The sequence below is a fragment of the uncultured Polaribacter sp. genome (assembly GCF_947503855.1).
In the GTDB taxonomy this organism is placed as follows: Bacteria; Bacteroidota; Bacteroidia; order Flavobacteriales; family Flavobacteriaceae; genus Polaribacter.
Genome location: NZ_CANNFF010000008.1, coordinates 16,706 through 37,495 on the forward strand (window position 1 = coordinate 16,706; position 20,790 = coordinate 37,495).

Annotated in this window: 22 protein-coding genes and 1 tRNA gene; 8 read left to right on the forward strand and 15 right to left on the reverse strand. The window is 29.9% G+C overall.

Annotation, left to right across the window (positions count from 1 at the left end):
- Nucleotides 1-2: 2 nt before the first annotated feature.
- On the reverse strand, nucleotides 3-719 hold the full coding sequence (locus tag Q0662_RS08125; protein ID WP_298948636.1) for a bacteriorhodopsin-like: 717 nt from the start codon (nucleotides 717-719) through the stop codon (nucleotides 3-5).
- Between the two features lie 91 nt (nucleotides 720-810).
- Between Q0662_RS08125 and Q0662_RS08130 the strand changes: the two genes are divergently transcribed.
- Nucleotides 811-1,704, forward strand: a complete 894-nt coding sequence (locus Q0662_RS08130) for a Brp/Blh family beta-carotene 15,15'-dioxygenase (protein ID WP_298948637.1) — start codon at nucleotides 811-813, stop codon at nucleotides 1,702-1,704.
- On the opposite strand, the gene yaaA is transcribed toward Q0662_RS08130, so the two are convergent.
- Complete coding sequence (yaaA, locus tag Q0662_RS08135) at nucleotides 1,694-2,452, reverse strand: peroxide stress protein YaaA (RefSeq protein ID WP_298948640.1); 759 nt, start codon at nucleotides 2,450-2,452, stop codon at nucleotides 1,694-1,696. The genes Q0662_RS08130 and yaaA overlap by 11 nt on opposite strands.
- A gap of 388 nt (nucleotides 2,453-2,840) precedes the next feature.
- Between yaaA and Q0662_RS08140 the strand changes: the two genes are divergently transcribed.
- Entirely contained in the window at nucleotides 2,841-4,166 is a 1,326-nt protein-coding gene (locus Q0662_RS08140; RefSeq protein ID WP_298948642.1) for a M28 family metallopeptidase, read from the forward strand.
- 217 nt (nucleotides 4,167-4,383) lie between these two features.
- Here Q0662_RS08140 and Q0662_RS08145 read toward each other — a convergent pair whose 3' ends face one another.
- Together Q0662_RS08145 and Q0662_RS08150 are read right to left on the reverse strand one after the other, a co-directional pair.
- Complete coding sequence (locus Q0662_RS08145) at nucleotides 4,384-5,850, reverse strand: magnesium chelatase (protein WP_298948886.1); 1,467 nt, start codon at nucleotides 5,848-5,850, stop codon at nucleotides 4,384-4,386.
- A gap of 10 nt (nucleotides 5,851-5,860) precedes the next feature.
- Entirely contained in the window at nucleotides 5,861-6,985 is a 1,125-nt protein-coding gene (locus Q0662_RS08150; RefSeq protein WP_298948645.1) for a VWA domain-containing protein, read from the reverse strand.
- 240 nt (nucleotides 6,986-7,225) lie between these two features.
- On the opposite strand from Q0662_RS08150, the gene Q0662_RS08155 reads away from it, so the two are divergent.
- The gene (locus Q0662_RS08155) at nucleotides 7,226-8,101 is read left to right on the forward strand and encodes a TIGR01777 family oxidoreductase (RefSeq protein WP_298948647.1); all 876 of its coding nucleotides are present in this window, start codon (nucleotides 7,226-7,228) and stop codon (nucleotides 8,099-8,101) included.
- A gap of 163 nt (nucleotides 8,102-8,264) precedes the next feature.
- Here Q0662_RS08155 and Q0662_RS08160 read toward each other — a convergent pair whose 3' ends face one another.
- From Q0662_RS08160 to rsfS, 7 genes are read right to left on the reverse strand one after another with little or no spacing between them, the layout of a single operon-like run.
- Nucleotides 8,265-8,876, reverse strand: a complete 612-nt coding sequence (locus tag Q0662_RS08160) for a YceI family protein (RefSeq protein WP_298948649.1) — start codon at nucleotides 8,874-8,876, stop codon at nucleotides 8,265-8,267.
- Between the two features lie 8 nt (nucleotides 8,877-8,884).
- Nucleotides 8,885-9,148: an acyl-CoA-binding protein gene (locus Q0662_RS08165; RefSeq protein ID WP_298948651.1), complete on the reverse strand. Its 264-nt coding sequence runs from the start codon at nucleotides 9,146-9,148 to the stop codon at nucleotides 8,885-8,887.
- Nucleotides 9,149-9,150: 2 nt separating this feature from the next.
- Nucleotides 9,151-9,807, reverse strand: coding sequence for a phosphatidylserine decarboxylase family protein (locus Q0662_RS08170; protein WP_298948655.1), 657 nt, complete (start codon nucleotides 9,805-9,807; stop codon nucleotides 9,151-9,153).
- 2 nt (nucleotides 9,808-9,809) lie between these two features.
- Nucleotides 9,810-10,604: a phosphatidate cytidylyltransferase gene (locus Q0662_RS08175; protein ID WP_298948658.1), complete on the reverse strand. Its 795-nt coding sequence runs from the start codon at nucleotides 10,602-10,604 to the stop codon at nucleotides 9,810-9,812.
- Between the two features lies 1 nt (nucleotide 10,605).
- Nucleotides 10,606-11,190, reverse strand: coding sequence for an LUD domain-containing protein (locus Q0662_RS08180; protein ID WP_298948660.1), 585 nt, complete (start codon nucleotides 11,188-11,190; stop codon nucleotides 10,606-10,608).
- 22 nt (nucleotides 11,191-11,212) lie between these two features.
- The gene (gene ftsH, locus Q0662_RS08185) at nucleotides 11,213-13,198 is read right to left on the reverse strand and encodes an ATP-dependent zinc metalloprotease FtsH (RefSeq protein ID WP_298948662.1); all 1,986 of its coding nucleotides are present in this window, start codon (nucleotides 13,196-13,198) and stop codon (nucleotides 11,213-11,215) included.
- A gap of 15 nt (nucleotides 13,199-13,213) precedes the next feature.
- Nucleotides 13,214-13,582 (reverse strand): ribosome silencing factor, encoded by a 369-nt coding sequence (gene rsfS, locus Q0662_RS08190; protein ID WP_298948664.1) that lies wholly within the window; start codon nucleotides 13,580-13,582, stop codon nucleotides 13,214-13,216.
- Nucleotides 13,583-13,669: 87 nt separating this feature from the next.
- Here rsfS and Q0662_RS08195 point away from each other — a divergent pair, with 87 nt between their 5' ends.
- Nucleotides 13,670-14,401: a biotin--[acetyl-CoA-carboxylase] ligase gene (locus tag Q0662_RS08195; protein ID WP_298948666.1), complete on the forward strand. Its 732-nt coding sequence runs from the start codon at nucleotides 13,670-13,672 to the stop codon at nucleotides 14,399-14,401.
- Here Q0662_RS08195 and Q0662_RS08200 read toward each other — a convergent pair.
- Together Q0662_RS08200 and pyrE are read right to left on the reverse strand one after the other, a co-directional pair.
- Entirely contained in the window at nucleotides 14,398-14,787 is a 390-nt protein-coding gene (locus tag Q0662_RS08200) for an SRPBCC family protein (protein ID WP_298948668.1), read from the reverse strand. The two genes, Q0662_RS08195 and Q0662_RS08200, sit on opposite strands and share 4 nt — an antisense overlap.
- An 11-nt stretch (nucleotides 14,788-14,798) precedes the next feature.
- The gene (pyrE, locus tag Q0662_RS08205) at nucleotides 14,799-15,440 is read right to left on the reverse strand and encodes an orotate phosphoribosyltransferase (protein ID WP_298948670.1); all 642 of its coding nucleotides are present in this window, start codon (nucleotides 15,438-15,440) and stop codon (nucleotides 14,799-14,801) included.
- A 7-nt stretch (nucleotides 15,441-15,447) separates the two neighbouring features.
- On the opposite strand from pyrE, the gene Q0662_RS08210 reads away from it, so the two are divergent.
- The gene (locus tag Q0662_RS08210) at nucleotides 15,448-16,044 is read left to right on the forward strand and encodes an NUDIX domain-containing protein (protein WP_298948671.1); all 597 of its coding nucleotides are present in this window, start codon (nucleotides 15,448-15,450) and stop codon (nucleotides 16,042-16,044) included.
- Nucleotides 16,045-16,092: 48 nt separating this feature from the next.
- Entirely contained in the window at nucleotides 16,093-17,754 is a 1,662-nt protein-coding gene (locus Q0662_RS08215) for a SulP family inorganic anion transporter (RefSeq protein WP_298948673.1), read from the forward strand.
- Between the two features lie 653 nt (nucleotides 17,755-18,407).
- Here Q0662_RS08215 and Q0662_RS08220 read toward each other — a convergent pair.
- Nucleotides 18,408-18,482 (reverse strand) — tRNA-Pro (locus tag Q0662_RS08220).
- Nucleotides 18,483-18,721: 239 nt separating this feature from the next.
- Here Q0662_RS08220 and Q0662_RS08225 point away from each other — a divergent pair.
- Both Q0662_RS08225 and trxB read left to right on the forward strand, forming a co-directional pair.
- Nucleotides 18,722-18,934: a hypothetical protein gene (locus Q0662_RS08225; RefSeq protein WP_298948675.1), complete on the forward strand. Its 213-nt coding sequence runs from the start codon at nucleotides 18,722-18,724 to the stop codon at nucleotides 18,932-18,934.
- A gap of 125 nt (nucleotides 18,935-19,059) precedes the next feature.
- Nucleotides 19,060-20,007, forward strand: a complete 948-nt coding sequence (trxB, locus tag Q0662_RS08230; protein ID WP_298948677.1) for a thioredoxin-disulfide reductase — start codon at nucleotides 19,060-19,062, stop codon at nucleotides 20,005-20,007.
- Between the two features lie 116 nt (nucleotides 20,008-20,123).
- Here the strand turns inward: trxB and Q0662_RS08235 are convergent, their stop codons facing one another.
- Nucleotides 20,124-20,570: a KTSC domain-containing protein gene (locus Q0662_RS08235; RefSeq protein WP_298948679.1), complete on the reverse strand. Its 447-nt coding sequence runs from the start codon at nucleotides 20,568-20,570 to the stop codon at nucleotides 20,124-20,126.
- Nucleotides 20,571-20,790 lie beyond the last annotated feature (220 nt).

Below are 20,790 nucleotides of genomic sequence, written 5' to 3' on the forward strand. Positions count from 1 at the left end.
TATTATTTTGAGTTTTCAGTAGCTAAAGAATAGATTACTAACCCGAAACCAATTTTGTTAATTGCATCTCCAATGTTGTAAACAACGTCAAGATTTAAACCACCAAAAATACCTTCATACCATCCAGGTGTTCCTGCCATGTATCCAATAGGATAGATAACCCATCCTACTAAAACAAACCAACATAGCGCTTTGTGAGCTTTTAATACTGATCCACCAGCTTCTACAGCTAATTTTTTCGCACTTCCTAACCAGATATCGTAAGCAATTGCAAAATAGGCAGCTCCAGAAATTAATCCCCATAACCAAGCATTTGGTCTGTCAATTACTTCTCCTACATAACCAGTTACCAACATTATCACAGAAAATAATATCATTCTCCACATTAATGATTTTTTAGCACCAGCTACTTTTAATATCAAGTAGAATTCAACACACATTAATGGTACAGTAAGAATCCAGTCTACATATCTAAAGAAAGTTGGTGATTCTGCATTAGCAGCCCAATAATCTCTCATGTAAAGGTAGTGAACAGCGGCAATAAATGTAATTAAACCAGAAACTAGAATGGAGGTTCTCCATTTTTTATCAAAACTGTTCATTGATAAAAAGAAAAATGCTGATGCAGCCATCATAGCCATACATCCTACAAAAAATGTAAAACCTACATAATCGTCTGGGGCCATTTTAGAAACAGCTAAAAAACTTGTAAAATTCATAATAAAAATAATTAAGTTAGTATTAGTTTTGTTTAATCTTTTTTAATAAAGATATAACAAACTTACAATATAAAAATGATATATTTGCAATATGAGAGATGAAATTTTTACACATTATCAAAATTTTATGATATTTTTTACATTTTTACTGTTCTGGTTTGGGATACAATTCGGAGAAATTGTAGAGGATTCATTTGCGTTTTTCCTAGTGATAACAATAGGTATACTTCACGGAGCCAATGACTTATTAATTCTTTCTAAGAGAAATTTTGCATCAAATAAAAATGTTAATAAAAATTTACTTATCTATCTATTTATGATTGGTTTATGTGTTTTATTATTCTTTTTGAACTCTTTTTTAGCAATAATTATGTTTATTATAATTAGTGCTTTTCATTTTGGAGAGGAACATTTTTCAGAAAAAATAAAACAAAATAGTATTGAAAGCTACTTTTATTTTTTTGTTTATGGCTTAATTGTATTTGCAATGCTTTTTTATAATTCGGAAATACAGCTAAAAGAAATAATGATAGATTTAGTTGGTGTTTCTTTTAGTCCTTTCCTTGTAAAGTTAATTTTACTTATTAGTGGGCTTTTGTTTTTACTAATGAGTATCTACTTTTATTTCAAGAAACAAATTTCTTTAAAAACAATTATGAAAGAATTATTTTATTTAATGTTTCTTTTTTTGGTTTTTAAAACTACCTCTTTGATTTTTGGCTTTGCTATTTATTTTATTCTCTGGCATTCACTACCATCCATACTACATCAAGTTTTATTTTTATCTGGAGAGGTAAATAAGCAAACAATTCTAAAATTTATTAAAAAGGCTCTTTTATTTTGGGTAATTAGTGCAGTAGGTATTTTATTACTTTACTTTTTAACACCGTCGTTAAAGCTTTTTTCTTCTAGCTTATTTGCTGTTTTGTTTGCGGTTACAGCACCACACATGTGGGTAATGTCTTCTATGAAGACTAACGGGTAAAAACCAAATTATTACCAGAAGACATTTCTTCAGAAAAACCGTAACCTTCTATATTAAATCCTTTTAAGTCTTCTATGGTTTCTATATTGTTTTCTACAATATATCTAACCATATAACCACGTGCCATTTTAGCATAGGTCATAATGGTTTTATATTGTCCGTTTTTAAAATCTTTAAATACAGGTGTTATCATTGGCACTTTTAAAACTTTTTTAGGCAATGCTTTAAAGTATTCTGTACTTGCTAAATTAATTAGTAATTCGTCTTCTTTTAGTTCTTTATTTAAAGATTTTGCCAAAGCATCATCCCAAAATTGGTATAAATTATCTTTTTTACCTACTTTTATTTTTGTGCCCATTTCTAATCTATAAGGTTGTATTAAATCTAAAGGCTTTAATAAACCATATAAACCCGATAAAATTCTTAATTTGTCTTGTAAAAAAGGAATTTTATCTTCGTGTAAAGAGTTTACATCAATTCCTTGAAAAACAGCGCCTGTAAATGCGTAAATAGCTTGTTTCGCATTTTTTTTTGTAAATGGTATTTTCCAATTTTGATTTCTATCATAATTTAAAGCTGCTAAATCATCAGAAATAGACATTAAACTAGAAAGCTTGTTTTTAGATAGTGTTTTTAGTTTTTTATTTAATTTTTGAGATTCTTCTAAAAAACGAGGTTGTGTATGCAAAGTTGTAGGTACTTTGCTTTCGAAATCTAAAGATTTTGCAGGTGAGATAATGATTTTCATTATAGATGTATAACTTTTTATTGTTAAAATTTTTCTAGGTAAAAATACTAAGGATTGAAATAATTGTCAAACAAAGACCATATTTTCTATTGATAAATGCATCTATAAAATTTATAGAGTACAGGGGTAAAAATATTAACAGCTCTTAAATTTAAAGATTAAGAATCAAAAAATAAACTATCTAATTGGCATAGCTAGTTTTTTGGTAGAATTTTAAGTAAATAAATTTTCTTATTCAGAAGTGTATCATTATTAGTAGGATTTAAACTAACAAAGAGTTTAGGTAAAGAGTAACAGGTTTAATCTCTTGTTAAATATAAAAATAGAATGGTCCCATAACAACTATTCTCTTTTTTCTTTTGTATTTTAGTCTTTAAAATTTAAACCAATGAAAAAAATTACTTTTTTAATTTTATTAATTTCAAATGTTAGTTTTACTCAAACAGACAGTAAAATTTACGATATTATTAATGCTGTCTCAGAAGATAGACTTAAAGCAGATGTAAAAACGCTTACAGAATTTGGCACCAGAAACACTTTTTCTGATACCATTTCTAATACAAGAGGTATTGGTGCTGCAAGACGTTGGATAAAGTCTGAATTTGATAAGATTTCTAGTGATTGTAACAACTGTATTAATGTCTTTTATCAAAAAGATTTGGTAACTACAGAAATGAGTAAAAGAGTACCTCATGATGCTTATGTTGTAAATGTTGTTGCAATACAAAAAGGAACCAAATATCCAAATAGATATATTATTATGAGTGGAGATATAGACTCTAGAAATAGTGATGGTTCTAACTTTACAAAAGATGCACCAGGAGCCAATGATAATGCATCTGGTATGGCGGGTACTATTGAAGCAGCAAGAGTTTTAAGTAAATATAAATTTGAAAGTAGTATTATTTATGTAGGTCTTTCGGGTGAAGAACAGGGTCTTTTTGGTGGTGCAGGATTAGCAAAATACGCTAAAGAAAAAGGATGGGATATTATTGGAATTTTAAATAATGATATGATTGGAAACATTGAAGGTGTAGATGGTGTTATAGACAATCGTTCTTTTAGGATTTTTAGTGAACCAGTTCCTGCAAGCGAAACAGAAAGACAAAGAAGAATGCGTAGATTTTACGGTGGTGAAGTTGATGGTATTTCAAGACAATTAGCAAGATATGTGCATAAAACAACCAAAACATATATGCCAGAAATGAATCCGATGATGATTTATAGGTTGGATAGGTTTGGTAGAGGTGGGCACCACAGGCCTTTTAACGATTTAGGTTTTGCAGGTATTAGAATTATGGAGGCTCATGAAAACTATACACAACAACACCAAGATATTAGAACCGAAAATGGTATAAAATATGGTGATACTTTTGAGCATGTAAACTTTCCGTATGCTAAAAAATTAACAGCAGTAAACGCCATAAATTTAGCGAGTTTAGCTTGGGCACCAGCTGCACCTAAAGAAGTTGCTATTGGAGGTATTGTAGAAGCAAATGTAAGATTAAAATGGAGTAAAGTAGAAGGGGCAAAAGGTTATAAAATTTATTGGAGAGACACAACATCACCAACTTGGGATAATTCTAGATATGTAGAAACTACTGAGTTCGCTCTAGAAGGTATTGTAATAGATAATTTTTTCTTTGGTGTTGCTTCAGTTGGAGAAAATGGACATGAAAGCATGGTTATGTTTCCCAATAAAATTTGGAGATAAAAATTTATTGATTGTGTGTTTTCTTTCGAGAAAAACAAGAAAAGTCAAGTTACTTAAGTTGTAAAGTATCAAAAACTCCGTTTTTGTAATTGTAAAAAAGCAACATTATCAAGCTCATCCTTAAAGATTGAGGATAAAAAAGCTAAAAAGTTAAAAATTGTTTATTTTAAAAAACCTCAAAATAAATTTTGAGGTTTTTATTTTTTCGTTTTTTAAATTATAATCCACTAATGAAACTACCATAAGGGTCTTTAAATTGTGTGCCTTCTGTAAATCTTTGTTTGCTTAATTTACTAAACTCTACCAAAGCCCAGAGCACAAATTCTTTCATAAAATAAGTATCAGCATCATTCATATTGGGTTGATGTTCTTTTAAAAAGTCGTTTAAAGGTTTTATTTTATCTAAGGCATTTTTGTACTGTTGTTCGGTGTATTCTTCTAACAGTTCAAAATCTTCTTCGGCATTAAAAAACCAAGAAACAATACCGTCGTAAACAGTTTCTTCACCTTGTTTTTCTAGTTTTTTAATTTCTGGAAAATAATCTGGAAATAAAGTTTTAATAGCTTTTCTAATTAAATTTTCTGCAACAATGTGAGCGCCTTCTTGCTCACCTTCATACACTAATTCTACTTTACCGGTAATGGCTGGTATAATTCCGTCAAAATCGCTTAAACGAATCACAGTATGTTCATCTCCAGAAATTAAGGCACGTCTTTCTGCTGTACTTAAAAGATTTTCAAATGCAGAGATACTTAAACGTGCACTTACACCGCTTTTTGCATCAATATATTCACTTTCTCTAGCTTCAAAAACAATTTGTTCTAACAAATCTTTAGCCAATTCGGGTACTTCGATAAAGTCTTTTTGTGCATTTGCTTTGTTAGCTTCTTGTTGTGTAATGGTTTTTGCAGTTTCTATATCTTCTGGATAATGTGTTAAAATTTGCGAACCGATTCTGTCTTTTAAAGGTGTTACTATACTACCTCTATTGGTATAATCTTCTGGATTTGCTGTAAATACAAATTGCATATCTAAAGGCAATCTTAATTTAAAACCACGAATCTGAATATCACCTTCTTGTAAAATATTAAATAAAGCTACCTGAATTCTAGCTTGTAAATCGGGTAACTCATTAATTACAAAAATGCATCTATTGGCTCTTGGAATCATTCCATAATGAATAACTCTGTCATCTGCATAACTCAATTTTAAATTGGCTGCTTTTATTGGGTCTACATCACCAATTATGTCTGCTACAGTAACATCTGGTGTTGCTAGTTTTTCTGCAAAACGTTCGCTTCTGTGTAACCAAAAAATAGGTGTATCATCTCCTTTTTCTTTAATGATTTCTATAGCAAATCTAGAGATTGGTTTCACAGGGTCATCATTAATTTCTGAACCTGCTACAACAGGAATATATTCGTCTAATAAATTTACCATTAGTCTAGCCAAACGTGTTTTTGCTTGCCCACGTAAACCTAATAAATTGATATTGTGTTTGCTTAAAATAGCTCTTTCTAACTCAGGAATTACAGTGTTTTCATATCCATGTACACCTTTAAAAACGGTTTCTTTACTCATCATTTTACTGATAAGATTTTCGCGCAATTCGTCTTTAATAGATTTTGATTGATACCCTGATTTTTTTAACTCTCCTAGTGTTTTTATGTTTTCTAAATTCATCTTTAATTTATTATCCTCTAATTCTTTTTTTTCTATTGGTTTCATAATCTTCAAAAATCATTTCTCCTAAACCTTTTAAGCCTGTATAAAATGCTTTTCCTTGGTTAGCTTGTGTAAATGCCTTTATAAATTGCATTAAATAAGGGTCTTGGGCAATCATAAATGTGGTAATAGGAATGTGTAATTTTCTGGCTTGTTGTGCCATCCCATAACATTTATTTACAATGTATTTATCCAAACCGTTACTGTTTTTATAATATTGTCCGTCAGGCATTTTTAAGCAACTTGGTTTACCATCTGTAATCATAAAAATTTGTTTGTTGGTATTTCTTTTTCTACGCAATAAATCCATAGCTAAGTTTAATCCAGCCACGGTATTTGTATGGTAAGGGCCTACTTGTAAATAAGGTAAATCTTTAATTTTGATGGTCCAAGCATCATTACCAAATACTAAAATATCTAAGGTGTCCTTTGGGTAACGAGTTGTTATCAATTCAGCCAATGCCATAGCTACTTTTTTAGCGGGTGTAATTCTGTCTTCTCCATACAAAATCATAGAGTGGCTTATATCGATCATTAAAACAGTGCTCATTTGAGCTTTATGAAGTGTTTCTTCTACTACTAAATCATTTTCAGATAATGTAAAATCTCCAATTCCATTATTAATTTGTGCATTTCTGATGCTCTCAGTTATTGAAACTTTATCCAGATTATCTCCAAATTGATAAGCTCTAAAATCTCCTGTATGCTCATCTCCATTGCCGGGAGATTTACTTTTATGATTACCAGTACCACTTCTTTTAATTTTACCAAAAATTTGATTTAAAGCTTGTTGTCTAATTGCACGTTCTGTTTTGGCTGTTATTTTTGTGCCTGCAATTCCATCTCCTTCAATTTCTTCTTTGATGTAACCTTTCTTTTTTAGGTCCTCAATAAAATCATCAATGGTATAATTTTCGTCTGTTAATTTGTACTCTTTGTCTAAAGAACGCAACCATTCTATGGCTTCATCAAAATCGCCAGCAGTATGTGTAATTAATTCTTTAAAAATTTCAAAAAGTTTTTCAAAAGGCGATTTGTTTTTAGCCTCATAAGGTTTAAATACAAAACCAGTTCTTTTCTTATTATTTTTCATCACTATAAAAATACGGCTTTATCTAAGGCGTTAAAAATAATTAACATTGCTTTAATATATTTCAGGATTGTTTATTCTTATGATATATTACTCGATTCTTATTAATTTTAAACTTAGATAATATTAGTTATTTTTTAAGTGTTAAGTATTTCAAGATATTTTAAAAGAAGTTAAATAAACAAATAAATAATCTTTATCAGAACCACAATTTATTCAATGGTTCTTTTCTATCTTTACAATATGGCAAAAATATTAATTACAGGAGGTACAGGTTTGGTAGGGTCTAGGTTAACTGAATTGCTTACTAAAAATAAACATGAGGTAAGAATTTTAAGCAGAACCCCAGAAGGTAAAAATGAATTTAAATGGGATATTTCTAATAATTATATTGATGAAAAAGCATTGACTGATATAGAGTATGTAATACATTTAGCAGGTGCAGGTATTGCAGATAAACGGTGGACAGATGCAAGGAAAAAAGTAATTATTGATAGTAGAGTAGATACAGCAAATTTAATTTTCAAGAAAATAAAAGCACAAAAAATTACCTTAAAAGGATTTATTTCTTCTTCTGGAAGTAATTATTACGGTGCAAAAACCACCGATAAAATTTATAAGGAAACAGACAATGCAGGTGATGATTATTTAGGTGAAGTTTGTCAAAAGTGGGAACAAGCGGCACATCAATTTGAAAAATTAAACATTCCAGTAACAATTTTAAGAACAGGTGTGGTTCTTTCTAAAAAAGGAGGAGCTTTAGATCAAATGAAAACCCCAATTGTTGCTCCTTTAGGTTCTGGCAAACAATATATGGCTTGGATACATATAGATGATTTATGTGGTTTGTATATAAAGGCTATAGAAGAAGATTTTACTGGTGTTTACAATGCTGTGTCACCAGAGTTTCATACTAGTAAAACTTTTTCTAAAACCTTAGCAAAAGCTATAAAAAGACCGTTTTTAGCAATTAATGTTCCTGGCTTTTTGTTAAAATTAATTTTTGGTGAATTGGCTATCATACTTCTAGAGGGTAGTAGGTTGTCGTCAGAAAAAATAGCAGAAAAAGGATTTAATTTTCAACACAAAGAACTTAAAGAGGCATTAAATAATTTATAAATAGAAAAATGGGTGTCTGAAAAGTATTTTTAAAACTTACTTTTCTAACTTTAGTGCATTTGTTTTATGTAAACTAAATAATGCTTATTTACTAAGGTTAAAAGAGTCAATTTAAATACTTTTCAAACGAACTGCTTAATATTTTTAGTATAAAAAAATACTTTTAAAATTTTGTAGTGATGTTTAATGCTACATCGCTCCAAGTTTTAGAAATACCATCAGATCCAGTATGCAATGCTTCACAAACTTTATTTAATGAAGCTAGTGCATTTAAGGCATTCCAATTTGTAACATCCATTTTTGCACTCATTACAAATGTATTGTTTGCAATTGTATAAGAAAATGGTACTTTTTCTGATATACCGTTCATATTAATAAGTGCTGCACCAATAGAATCATTTTCTATAGTTAGTTTACCAGATAATAATTTTGTATTCTTCATAACACCAAAGAAAAACTTTTGTATTTTATAATCTCTACTTGAATCTTTAGTAAAAATACTACTTACAGGTATGGAAAATTCTGTATTATTTATTGCTTCTTTAATGGTGTTTCCTTTTCCTCCACTAGTAATATTTACTTGTCTGAATTGTCCTTTTACAGGTGTTTTTTCTGTAAACTTATAAGCTGTAAAAACAATATCGTTTTCTGCTTTTTCTATAGAATATAAAGCGTTATTTTCTGTTTTATTGTTGTCTGAATCTGTTTTCTTTTCTGATTTACATGCCGTAAAGCTTAAAGAAATAGCGACTACTAATAGTATGATTTTTTTCATAATTACTTTTATTTATTGGTTAAAATAGTGTTTGCTAGTTTTATATACTCTTCTTTTGCTTTTTTAGAGCTCATATCTTTAATCTGCATCCTTGCGTTTACTTTAAATGCACTTCTAATATTAGACTTATTATCATAAGAAAGTACTTTACCAGAGGTTGCTTTTTTATAGTATGCATAAAATTTTAGCATTACATCTGGTGCAACAGCTTCTTGTAATTTTGATACTTTATCAAAAGCTTCTTTAAACGCTATATCTAAGTCAGATTTCATGCTTATTTTGATGCAATAACTTGTGTGCCACCTTTAACTTTGTCACCTAAATTTACAGCTAGTTTTGTGCCTAAAGGGAGGTATAGATCTACTCTAGAGCCAAATTTTATAAAACCAGCGTCTGCACCTTGTATTGCTTTATCACCTTCTTTGGCATAGTTTACAATTCTTTTTGCAAGAGCACCTGCAATTTGCCTATATAAAACGTCTCCAAAAGATTTGTTGTTAATTACCACAGTAGTTCTTTCGTTTTCTGTAGATGCTTTTGGATGCCATGCAACTAAGTATTTACCTGGATGATATTTACTATATTTAATAATACCACTCATTGCATATCTAGTAACGTGTACATTTATGGGCGACATAAAAATAGAAACTTGTAATCTTTTGTCTTTAAAATATTCAGGTTCTTCTACTTCTTCTATCACAACAACTTTACCATCTACAGGAGCAATTATTGTATCATCATTTAAAGAAGTAAGTCTTTTTGGATTTCTAAAAAATTGAAGTACAGTAATTAAAAGTACAATAATTAAAACTTGTATTGCCTTGGTAACCCAATTTAGTTCTATCAATTTTTCTGCTGCCAAAATAGCAACAATAGCTAAAATAAAAGTAATAACAATAATTTTAAATCCTTCTTTATGAAAACGAATCATACTTAAATAATAAAGTTAATATACAAATATACAAATGGAGCAGCAAACAACAAACTATCTAGTCTGTCTAAAATACCTCCATGACCTGGCATAATATTACCACTGTCTTTTATGTTTGCTTGTCTTTTAAGTTTAGATTCTATCAAATCTCCTATAGTGCCAATTACAGAAATAATAGATGCTATAATTAGCCAGTTTACCAGAGCGTATTCCTTATTTATTGTACTAATAATATAAGCAGCAACTAGCGTAAAGATAAATCCACCCAAAAAACCTTCTTGTGTTTTTTTAGGAGAAACAGAAACAAACAGTTTTTTCTTACCAAAGTTTTTACCCACTAAAAAAGCAAAACTATCATTCACCCAAATAAGTACTAATATCGATATCATTAAATAAGGTGTGTAATTTTGATTTTTAAAAGGTAATAATATTAAAAAACAAAATGAAAAAATTAGGTATCTAATAGTTAAACCTAGTTTTTGCCTATCGGTAGAATACGTAATTTCTTCTTTTGCAAATAACTGGTAAATTAAATATAATGAGGATAAAATGTTGATGGTAAGTATGCCTGTAATAGCATAGCTTGTAGGTCTTTTAATCATTAAAAATAAAGTGATTCCGAAAAAAATATATGTAATTATACTTTTAAATTGTATTAATTTAGAAAGCTCCCAAATACAAAGTACACTAAATATGCTTACTAAAGCTATGTAAGATTCTTTAGAAAAAAGAATAGCAGAAACAAAAATTAAAACGTAAATAATTCCAGAAAAACTCCTTCTTAAAAGGTTGCGCATATTATAAATCTTCTAATAGCAGCAAATATAAGTTTTTTGTGTTACTGTTACCGTAGTTTAGAAAATTATCATCATTTTTATTGATTTCGTAATTTTTTATTGATGATATATTAGTAGGTATTGCCCCTTTGTAGTTGGTTTTAATACCTGTTAAACCTTCGCCTGTATTTTTAACCAATTGGCTAGTAGTTGCATAGACAATAAAGTTTTCTGATAATTCAGATAGCTTTGTGCTTTTTAATTGGTTAGATGAAAAAAGTATATCGCCATTATCTGCAATTAAATGCTCGCAAGTTGTAAAAAACGGAATGGTTTTTTTAAACTCAGTATCTAACAAAACTTCTTTTTCGTCCAAAAAAGTATTTAATTCTTTGTTAGTTACAAGGGCATTTTTCCAGTTATTTTCTGATAATATATAACTAAGGTTTTGTTTTATTTCTTCTTTTTTAAGACAATATAAGAACTTGCCACCCTTTTCAATAAAATTGTGTACAAATAAATCGTCTAAAGATAAATCTACTTCCTGTTTTTGAATTTCTTTATCTTCCTTATTAGATGTGTTAAATAGTTTTTTAAAAAAGTTCATTATATAATTAAAGGTTTTATAATTATTCTTCAGTGCCTTCTGTTACTGGGGGAATATTTATTTCTGCTTCAATTTTTTTTGGGTCTTTTATTGCTACATCCAAAGCTTCAAAAGGTCTTTTGCCAAATATTTTTTCTAAATCGTTTTTAAAGATAACTTCTTTTTCTAGAAGCAACTCTGCAAGTATAGTTAATTTTTCTTTATTATCTGTTAATAGTTTGATAGCTCTTGCATATTGGGTTTCTATCATTTTAGAAATTTCTTCATCAATTTTTTTGGCAGTATCATCACTATAAGGTTTAACAAAGGCATCATTTCCAGAAGAATCGTAATAGGTTATGTTACCAACTTCGTCATTTAAACCATACACAGTTACCATTGCTCTGGCTTGCTTGGTTATTTTTTCTAAATCGCTTAAAGCGCCTGTAGATATTTTATCAAAGATGATTTTTTCAGCAGCTCTTCCTCCTAAAGTAGCACACATTTCATCTAACATTTGTTCTGTTTGTACTATTAACCTCTCTGCAGGTAAATACCAAGCTGCGCCTAAAGATTGTCCTCTTGGTACAATAGTTACTTTCACTAAGGGGGCTGCATGTTCTAGCATCCAGCTTACAGTTGCATGACCCGCTTCATGAAAAGCAATTACTTTTTTCTCTTTTGGTGTAATTACTTTGTTTTTCTTTTCTAAACCACCTACAATTCTATCTACAGCATCTAAGAAATCTTGATGATGTATTGCTTTTTTACTATTTCTAGCTGCAATTAAAGCAGCTTCATTACACATATTCGCAATATCAGCACCAGAAAAACCAGGTGTTTGTTGTGCTAAAAACTCTAAGTTTACATCATCTGCAAGTTTTAAAGGTTTAATATGTACTTCAAAAATTGCTTGACGCTCATTAATGTTTGGTAGGTCTACATAAATCTGTCTGTCAAAACGCCCTGCTCTCATTAAAGCGCTGTCTAAAACATCTGCTCTGTTAGTTGCTGCAATTACAATTACATTGGTATCTGTACCAAAACCATCCATCTCTGTAAGTAATTGATTTAGTGTGTTTTCGCGTTCATCGTTACCACCTGTCATACTATTTTTACCACGAGCTCTACCAATGGCATCAATTTCATCAATAAAAATAATAGAAGGCGATTTTTGGGCAGCTTGTTTAAATAAATCTCTCACTCTAGATGCACCCACACCTACAAACATTTCAACAAAATCTGATCCAGATAAAGAGAAAAATGGTACTTCTGCTTCACCAGCAACTGCTTTTGCAAGTAATGTTTTACCAGTTCCTGGAGGTCCTACTAATAAGGCGCCTTTAGGAATTTTACCACCTAAAGAAGTATATTTTTCTGGGTTTTTAAGAAAATCTACAATTTCTTGTACTTCTTCTTTTGCACCTTCTAAACCTGCAACATTCTCGAATGTAGTTTTTACTTTTGTGTCTTTGTCAAATAATTTTGCTTTTGATTTTCCGATGCTAAAAATTTGTCCTCCACCACCAGATCCAGCACCACCACCAGACATTCTTCGCATAAAAAACAACCATATTGCAATTAAAATAATAAATGGTAAAAAGCCTATTAAAGTATCTACCATACTTGTTCTGCTTTCATTTTTCAAGTCGAATGTTAAGTCGTTTTCTTTTTTGGCTTGTTCTAAATCATTTTCAAAATTTTGTAAATCACCAAAATTGTACTCGTATAAAGATGAACCTTTTCTGTAAAAAGCAGAATTGATTAATTTTTGGTATTTAGTTTTTTTTAGAGCTTCATCTTTTATAAAAATTTGAGCAATATTTTTATTAATCACTACAATTTTAGAAATGTCGTTTTCCTCTAATACGTCATTAAACTCGTTTTTAGAGATACTTTTAGAGGCTAAATCTCCACTACTAAAAAACTGAAAACTTATAATTAGTAAGAAAATGGCACCATAAATCCAGTATGAATTAAACTTAAATTTTGGCGAATTTGTTTTGTTGTCTTTATTAGAATCTTTCATTATTTTGTCTAAAATTTAAGCAGGTTTAATTTCTGTGATTTTTGCATCACCCCAAAGGCTTTCTAGGTCGTAAAAGTCTCTAACATGTTTCTGAAAAACATGAACAACTACATTTACGTAATCCATTAAAACCCATTCTGCAATACCTTCTCCTTCTACGTGCCAAGGTTTGTCCTTAATATGTTTGCTAACTGTTTTTTGTACTGAGCCAGAAATTGCGTTTACTTGTGTGTTTGAGTTCCCTGTACAGATAATAAAATAATCGCACACAGTATTTTCTATTTCTCGTAAGTCTAGTAATTGAATGTTTTCTCCTTTAACTTCTTCAATACCTTGAATGATAACAGCGATTAAATCGTCTGTGCTTACTTGTTTTTTTGTCATTAACTTTTTTCTAATTTAAACGCAAAGTTATTGTTTTTTTGCGACTATTTTGCCTAATTTTGAACTACTTTACACTTTATTTAACAGTTGAAAATAATCAAACTTAATGCCATTGCTTCTACCAATTCTTTTTTAAAAGAAATGGCAAAAGATTCTGCCTTAGAAAATTTTACGGTGGTACAAACCGAAAATCAATTAAATGGTAGGGGGCAACAATACGCTAAATGGGTTTCTGAACCTTTTAAAAACTTGACTTTTAGCGTCTTTGTAAAGTTTGCTGATTTTAATTTTTTAGACAAAAAATATTTAAATTTTGCTGTTTCTTTAGCTGTTTTTGAGGTTTTAAAAGAACAAAAAATTAAAAATATTGCGATAAAATGGCCTAACGACATTCTGTCAGGAAAGCAAAAAATATGTGGAATTTTAATAGAAAATAATATAAAAGGAACAAAAATTAATTCTTCTGTAATAGGAATTGGTTTAAATGTGAATCAAAAATTATTTTCTAAAAGCTTACAAAATGTTTCTTCTTTAAGTAATATTTCTGGTAAATTTTTTGATTTAGATGTTTTACTAAAAAAAATCACTGTTAAGTTAAAGCTAAAAATTAAACAATTAGAAAAGCAAGATTTTAAAAGTTTAGAAACAAATTACTTAAATGTATTATACAAAAAAAACATCCCAACTATGTTTAAAGATAGTAAAGATGTTTTGTTTATGGGAATCATTAGAGGTATTTCTAACGATGGTAAACTTCAAGTAGAACTAGAAAACGAATCTATGGTAGAATTCGGAATCAAAGAGATTGCTATGGTTTAAAGGTTTCCTATATTTTCTGATAATGTATCTACAAATTTAGTTAATGGCTTTTTAATCATCATTGCCATCATTGGGTTAAAATCTCCATTAAAATGTAAAGAAACTTCGCTTTTAGTTTCTTCAATTTTAGCAATATCTGCAGCCAATGTAAATGGTAATTTACTGCTTGCAGCACCTAAAGTAATGTTAGAAAACGGTGTTTTTTCCTTTAAAACTAATCTAATTTCTGGCATACCAGGCAAACCAAATAAAAAAGAATCTCCATCAACTTCAAATTTATTGATGTTTTCAGGCATAATTTTCTCGAAATTATTTAAATTAGAAAAAAAATTAAACAATTCTTCTTGCGATTTTTCTACAGTTACATTTGTTCCTTCTATGTTCATTTATTTACCTTTTATTGTTTCCAAATACTTGGATTTGATCTCCATTCTTGTAGTGTAATTAGTTCTTTTTCAGAAATATAATTACTGTCTAAAGCTTGTTCTAATAAGTTTTCGTAATTGCTTAAAGTGGTAAGCTCAACATTTTTTTCTTTAAAGTTTTCGGTAGCAATATCAAAACCATAAGAAAAAATAGCAACCATACCTTTTACAACAGCATCACTTTCTTTTAAAGCTTCTACTGCATTTAAACTACTTTTACCTGTGCTAATTAAATCTTCTATAACCACCACATTTTGGCCTTTCTCTAAATATCCTTCAATTTGGTTTTTTCTACCATGCTTTTTAGGCTCTGGCCTTACATAAATAAAAGGAACACCTAATTCTTGAGCCACTAAAATACCAATAGCAATTGCACCTGTTGCAACACCTGCAATAACATCGGGTTTACCATACTTATTCTCTACAATTTTTGCAATTTCTTGTTTTAAGAAAACACGAACTGGAGGATATGAAAGCGTTACTCTATTATCACAATAAATTGGTGATTTCCAACCTGATGCCCAATGAAATGGATCGTTTGGGTTTAACTTTATCGCTTTTATTTGCAATAAAAGTTCGGCTGTTTTTTTTGACGTATCTTTGTTTAAAATCATATCGCAAATGTATAAAGTTTTTGTAAATGATAAGCCAATAATCGTAACATCTTCTCAAAAAAATGAGAATAATTTTCCCCTATATCTTTTAAAAAATACTGTAAAGGAAGAGATTATTTATAAATTAATTAATGAGAATGTTGATGGTATCAATTTATACACCCCAGATTTAGAGGTGGGTTGGCAATTTTTTATAAATTCTTTTGATGTTATTTCTGCTGGTGGTGGTTTGGTTGTAAACCCTAAAAAAGAAGTGCTTTTTATTTTTAGAAATAGTGTTTGGGATTTACCAAAAGGCAGAATAGAAAAAGGGGAAACTATCCAAAATGCCGCGATTAGAGAGGTGGAAGAGGAGTGTGGTATTGCAAACTTATCACTTGTAAAACCGATTACAACAACTTATCACACCTATTATCAGGATGGTTTAAAGTTAAAAGAAACTTTTTGGTTTTTAATGACTTCTGATTTTAAAGGAACTTTAACTCCGCAATTAGAAGAAGGTATCACCCAAGTTGTATTTAAAAATGAAGCAGATCTTAAAGAAGCTTTTAAGAATACCTACGAAAACATAAAATTGGTGTACGATACTTACTTGAAAATGTGATTTTCTATAAAAACCTAGTATCTTTGCCGACTTTAAAATAGGCGCAAAATGACTGAATTTATTAAAAAAATTACTCCGAATGCAAAAGATGATGTTCTTGCAGGAATCACAGTTTCTTTAGCAATGATACCAGAAGTGGTAGCCTTTGCTTTTGTAGCGCAAATAGATCCTTTAGTGGCATTATCAGGAGCTTTTATTATAGGGTTAATTACAGCTATTTTTGGGGGTAGACCAGGACTTATTTCTGGTGCAGCTGGTGCTGTAGCTGTAATTTTTGTAACTATGATTTCAGAAGGTCATACCAAAGGAATGTTGTTTGATACACCTATTGATAATATGGGTTATTTCTATTTACTAGCCTGTGTTATTTTAATGGGAATAATTCAAATATTTGCAGGAGTGTTTAAAATAGGAAAATTTGTACGTTTAATACCACATTCTGTAATGATGGGATTTGTAAACGGATTAGCCATTGTTATTTTTTGGGCGCAAGTAAAAATGTTTTCACATAAATCTTTACAAGTTTCTGCAGATGGTGTAAAAGAATATGTAAGTAGTTTTATGACGGGTACAGAGCTTTACATAATGCTTGGTTTGGTTGCCTTAACCATGGCAATTATTTGGGTATTGCCTAAAATAACAAAGAAATTGCCAGCCTCTTTAACGGCTATTTTAATTACAACTTTTCTTGTGGTAATTACAGGTTTAGATGTTTCTACAGTCGGTTCTTACATTATAGAAGGTGGAGGAACAGGTTTAAAAGGAGAGTTTCCAACACCAAATACAGAGCTTTGGCAAAATTTACCTTTTAATTTAGATACGCTTACATTTATATTGCCATATGCTTTTTTAGCAGCATCTGTTGGTTTAATAGAATCTTTAATGACGATGAATTTAGTGGATGAATTAACAGAAACTAGAGGAAATGGAAACAGAGAATGTGTTGCACAAGGAGCAGGAAACATTTTAAGTGGTCTTTTTGGTGGTACAGGAGGTTGTGGTATGATAGGACAAACAGTTATTAATATCAATGCTGGTGGACGTGGGCGTTTATCGGGTATTATGATGGCACTTACCTTACTAACTTTTATACTTTTTACAGATAAATTGATAGAACAAGTACCTATTGCTGCTTTGGTTGGAGTTATGTTTATGATGGTGATAGAAACTTTTGCTTGGTCTAGTTTTAGAATTTTAAAGAAAATACCAAAGTCAGATGCGTTTGTACTTGTAATTGTTTCTGCAGTTACTGTAATTTTCGATTTAGCTATTGCTGTTTTTGTAGGAGTTATTATTTCTGCTTTAGCTTTTGCTTGGGAAAATGCAAAGAAAATTAGAGCAAGAAAACGTTTTAAAGACGATGGTACTAAAATTTATGAAATTTGGGGGCCCTTATTTTTTGGAAGTATTAGTGCTTTTAACGAAAAATTTGACGTTAAAAACGACCCAGATACTGTAGAAATAGATTTTGTAGAGGCACGTATTTCTGATCATTCTGCAATAGAAGCCATTTTTGCTTTGGTAGAAAAATACCAAGCAGCAGGTAAAAAAATAACTTTAAAGCATTTAAGTGAAGACTGTAAAGTGTTATTATACAAAGCCTCACCGATTTTCAAAGATATAATAGAAGAAGATATTGATGACCCTCGTTATCACTTAGCAGCAAATCCAGAAAAGTTTCCAAAACCTTTGGGTGAATATAAGTTTTAGAGATTTACTAATAATATATTCCGTATCTTTTTTCTTTTAAAACAAGAGATATAGAACAATTTGAAGGTAAGAATCTACTAAACTTTGTAAAAGAATTACCAAATGATCATAAATATAAGGAATATTTGGCAAAATATAAATGGCAAGATGGTTTTAAATATAGCAAATGTGAAATCAAAAAAGACTGTTTGAAAAAGGCATTTAGATATCATTGTTATGCCTGTCATCATATAGAAAGTGCAACAGTAAATACGCCCTTTTATAAAGTTAAATTTGGTTTACAAAAAACCTTTTGTAAGATCTTTGAAATGACTACAAGTAGTAAAAGTTTATCGAGTGTTTAGTTAGGAGAGCGTTATGGAGTTAGCTCAACTCCTACATGGTTTTTCATTTGAAAACTACACAAGCCAATAAAAGCCAGTAGCAAAAGTTTTGTTTTTTTCACCTTAAAAATTTCTAGTAATCGTTTGTTCATAGTTAACTATTTTAAAATCAATACAAATCGGTTACTTTTTTTGATTTTAATATTTAGGTAACCATATAAGTTACTTATTTATTTAAATTCAATCAAATTTTATGACTGCTTAAAAACTTCAAAACCTCGTTAATCGTAAGATTACCAAGGTTTTGTTCTAGTTTAATACTTAAAGTTGTCGGGGTGGCAGGATTCGAACCTGCGACCTCCTCGTCCCAAACGAGGCGCGATGACCGGGCTACGCTACACCCCGAAAATGTAAATTTGTAATTTTAAAAAGTGTAAAATTACAAATCCAAAAAGTCATCAATTTTAGGACTGCAAATATAGAATAATATTTATATTTTGTGTTAATTTTATTAAAATAATTAAAGGTGAAAATAAAAAAAAATATTTTGTACTATTTAGTTTTTTAATGCTATTTGCTTTTTGTTTTTCTCAAGAATCAAATAATAAAAATTACGAAATTATTGTTCCATATATGGGTATGTCTTGGGGATTTTCATTGCAAGTATAAAAGCTATTAAATATGGTTTAATTGGTAAAATAATAGTAAACGGTGTTACATATAAAGGTATGACGACTTATTTAGGTTTGTATGCAAATGAAGTTGCAGATGTTATGAGTTATAGGACCAATTCTTGGGGAAATACAAATAATAAAATGATTTCAGAAAAAGAGGTGGAATCCGTTTCTAAAAAGTAAGTACTATTAAAATATAAACAATCTATAAATTTTTGTTATTAACTAATTATAATTATTCATATAAAAATATGTGATAAATAAATCTAAAAATATAGTTTTGTTATCTAAATTTTTCAAATCAAATTATGTCAGAAAATATCGAAAAAATTAAATGTTTAATTATTGGTTCTGGTCCTGCAGGTTATACTGCAGCAATTTATGCAGCTAGAGCAGATATGAAACCTGTAATGTACACAGGTATGCAAATGGGTGGACAATTAACCACTACTACAGAGGTAGATAATTTTCCTGGTTATAAAGATGGTACGGATGGACCTGCAATGATGGAAGACTTAAAACATCAAGCAGAGCGTTTTGGTACAGAAGTTCGTTTTGGAATGGTTACCAAAGTAGATTTGAGTGATAAAGTTGGCGGAGTTCATAAAATAATTGTGGATGAATCTAAACACATAGAAGCCCAAACTGTAATTATATCTACAGGAGCTACAGCAAAATATTTAGGAATAGAAAGTGAACAACGTTTAATTGGTGGAGGTGTTTCTGCATGTGCAACTTGCGATGGTTTTTTCTATAAAGGACAAGATGTAGTGGTTGTTGGAGCAGGAGACACTGCTGCAGAAGAAGCTACCTATTTAGCAAATATTTGTAGCAAAGTAACGATGTTGGTTCGTAAAGATTATATGAGAGCCTCTAAAGCTATGCAACACAGAGTTAATAAAACAGAAAATATAGAAGTGTTGTATAACACAGAAATAGATGAGGTTTTAGGTGATAATGTGGTTACAGGTGTAAGAGCAATACATAATCAAACCAAAGAAAAGCATGAAATACCTGTAACAGGTGTGTTTATTGCTATTGGACATAAACCGAATTCAGATTTATTTAAAGGTGTTTTAGATATGGATGAAACAGGTTATTTAATTACCAAAGGCAAAACAACCAAAACAAATTTACCAGGTGTTTTTGCTGCTGGAGATATACAAGATAAAGAATACAGACAAGCAGTAACTGCTGCAGGTACAGGTTGTATGGCTGCTTTAGATGCAGAACGTTACTTAGGAGCTTTAGAATAGTTTCTACAATAAATTGATAAAAAAAGAGATTACCAGTTTGTAATCTCTTTTTTTTTGTTGTCATTCCTGCAAAGGCAGGAATCTAAAATAGTTTTATTTTCTAAATGGACAGATAATTAAGCGTTTACAGCTGCTTTCATCGATTTTCTGTACGTAAACTTGTTAAAAATGTTACGTTTTCCAAAGTTGTTCACCGATTTTGCATTGATAAATTTACCAAACAAAATTTTATTGACTCCAAAATACTCATAGGTATTACCATCTGTAAAAGTAACTTCTAGTAACATGCTTTTGTGGCGCCAATCTGCAACTTGAAACTCGGTAATTGTTTTTTTGTAAGCGTCTAAATTTGCTTCTTTAGTTTCTGGAGCAATACTAACTAAAAAGTGATAACCATCAATAATTTTTGTACTAATTTCTTCTGCTTCTAGCTTTTTGTCTTCGTCTAAAAATTTATCAGGATGATATTCTTTAACCAAACTTCTATAAGTAGTTTTTAACTCTTTTAAATTGATAGTACCATCAATCTTAAATAGTTTTTTATATTCTTTTATGCGTTTCATTTTTAAATTTAAAAATTGCGTGCAAAAGTATTGATAAAAAAAGTGATTAACTGTTTCTTTCATGTTTTATTTCCTTTCTTTAATAAGAAAAAAAACGATTCTAAAACGGCGTGGTATTTTTCTATAGCTTTTATAATGAATTTTACAGCTTCTATGTATAATTGTTGGAAATGTATTTGTAAGTTTGTGGTCGTTTTTACAATAATAGAAGCATCGTTAT

Coding starts and splice junctions, on each gene's coding strand:
- Q0662_RS08160 (WP_298948649.1), bottom strand. CDS start 8,876: ATGAAAAAAATCATACTATTAGTAGTCGCTATTTCTTTAAGCTTTACG.
- Q0662_RS08150 (WP_298948645.1), bottom strand. CDS start 6,985: ATGAAAAATAATAAGAAAAGAACTGGTTTTGTATTTAAACCTTATGAG.
- pyrE (WP_298948670.1), bottom strand. CDS start 15,440: ATGATTTTAAACAAAGATACGTCAAAAAAAACAGCCGAACTTTTATTG.
- Q0662_RS08125 (WP_298948636.1), bottom strand. CDS start 719: ATGAATTTTACAAGTTTTTTAGCTGTTTCTAAAATGGCCCCAGACGAT.
- Q0662_RS08180 (WP_298948660.1), bottom strand. CDS start 11,190: ATGAACTTTTTTAAAAAACTATTTAACACATCTAATAAGGAAGATAAA.
- Q0662_RS08165 (WP_298948651.1), bottom strand. CDS start 9,148: ATGAAATCTGACTTAGATATAGCGTTTAAAGAAGCTTTTGATAAAGTA.
- Q0662_RS08215 (WP_298948673.1), top strand. CDS start 16,093: ATGACTGAATTTATTAAAAAAATTACTCCGAATGCAAAAGATGATGTT.
- rsfS (WP_298948664.1), bottom strand. CDS start 13,582: ATGACAAAAAAACAAGTAAGCACAGACGATTTAATCGCTGTTATCATT.
- Q0662_RS08155 (WP_298948647.1), top strand. CDS start 7,226: ATGGCAAAAATATTAATTACAGGAGGTACAGGTTTGGTAGGGTCTAGG.
- yaaA (WP_298948640.1), bottom strand. CDS start 2,452: ATGAAAATCATTATCTCACCTGCAAAATCTTTAGATTTCGAAAGCAAA.
- Q0662_RS08145 (WP_298948886.1), bottom strand. CDS start 5,850: ATGAATTTAGAAAACATAAAAACACTAGGAGAGTTAAAAAAATCAGGG.
- Q0662_RS08140 (WP_298948642.1), top strand. CDS start 2,841: ATGAAAAAAATTACTTTTTTAATTTTATTAATTTCAAATGTTAGTTTT.
- Q0662_RS08200 (WP_298948668.1), bottom strand. CDS start 14,787: ATGAACATAGAAGGAACAAATGTAACTGTAGAAAAATCGCAAGAAGAA.
- Q0662_RS08170 (WP_298948655.1), bottom strand. CDS start 9,807: ATGATTCGTTTTCATAAAGAAGGATTTAAAATTATTGTTATTACTTTT.
- ftsH (WP_298948662.1), bottom strand. CDS start 13,198: ATGAAAGATTCTAATAAAGACAACAAAACAAATTCGCCAAAATTTAAG.
- Q0662_RS08175 (WP_298948658.1), bottom strand. CDS start 10,604: ATGCGCAACCTTTTAAGAAGGAGTTTTTCTGGAATTATTTACGTTTTA.
- Q0662_RS08130 (WP_298948637.1), top strand. CDS start 811: ATGAGAGATGAAATTTTTACACATTATCAAAATTTTATGATATTTTTT.
- trxB (WP_298948677.1), top strand. CDS start 19,060: ATGTCAGAAAATATCGAAAAAATTAAATGTTTAATTATTGGTTCTGGT.
- Q0662_RS08210 (WP_298948671.1), top strand. CDS start 15,448: ATGTATAAAGTTTTTGTAAATGATAAGCCAATAATCGTAACATCTTCT.
- Q0662_RS08235 (WP_298948679.1), bottom strand. CDS start 20,570: ATGAAACGCATAAAAGAATATAAAAAACTATTTAAGATTGATGGTACT.